At 49.8% G+C, this 603-nt stretch carries 1 protein-coding gene; it reads right to left on the bottom strand.

All coding sequences use genetic code 11. The features are described 5' to 3' along the window. Positions 1-221 precede the first annotated feature (221 nt). Positions 222-603 (bottom strand): hypothetical protein (locus HT737_RS31530; protein ID WP_220459623.1); only part of this gene is annotated, 382 nt, incomplete at its 5' end.

The raw sequence follows: 603 nt of genomic DNA, 5'->3' as shown, positions 1-603 counted from the left end.
GGTCCGTGCTCCGCCAGTTCAGCCAAATCGGTGCCTTGCAGTACGAATGGCGTATCGATACCCGGGTTGGAAGGCTGGGCAAAGTGAGTCAGAGTGCACATATGAAGTCCTTTTCATGAGATAGCCGACGGTTACAGGTCGGTTCGGGTAGTCGGAAGGAGCATCGCTGCTCTAGAATCGCCAGTGTCTGTTGGCGACAGGTGCCTATCTAAAGCAATTTTTTACCGGCGATATGTCGGAAAAGGGCTTTTTTTCGTCAGCTTTTTCCCTAAGGTTTGTAGTCCGTCTTCGTTGCGCTTCAATGAAGATTTTTCCTTCAAAGCCTGGCGAACGTCGAGGCAAGTTTCTCGCCTGACTTTCCAGTAGTCTTGCGAACTTGTGATGTATGGGCGCTCCGCTTGTTTCAGGTGTACTGAAGTCAATCGGTAACAGCATCGGCCTGGCCGTTTTTTTGCCGTGTGCGTTTTGCGCAGGTACTTTTCAGATGTGGGGATGTTTCCTTGGCAGTCAGTAATCTCGATATGCATGCTTTGTTCGTGTTGGGTGATTTGCGTGCAAAGCTGGTCAAGCTGTTTCAATCGCGTTTTGTTTACATCACCGAAC

It is taken from the genome of Pseudomonas sp. MD195_PC81_125 (assembly GCF_014060985.1).
GTDB lineage: Bacteria > Pseudomonadota > Gammaproteobacteria > Pseudomonadales > Pseudomonadaceae > Aquipseudomonas > Aquipseudomonas parakoreensis.
Note: the sequence above shows the minus strand (reverse complement) of the source record. Positions and strands in the feature narration are given on the sequence as shown.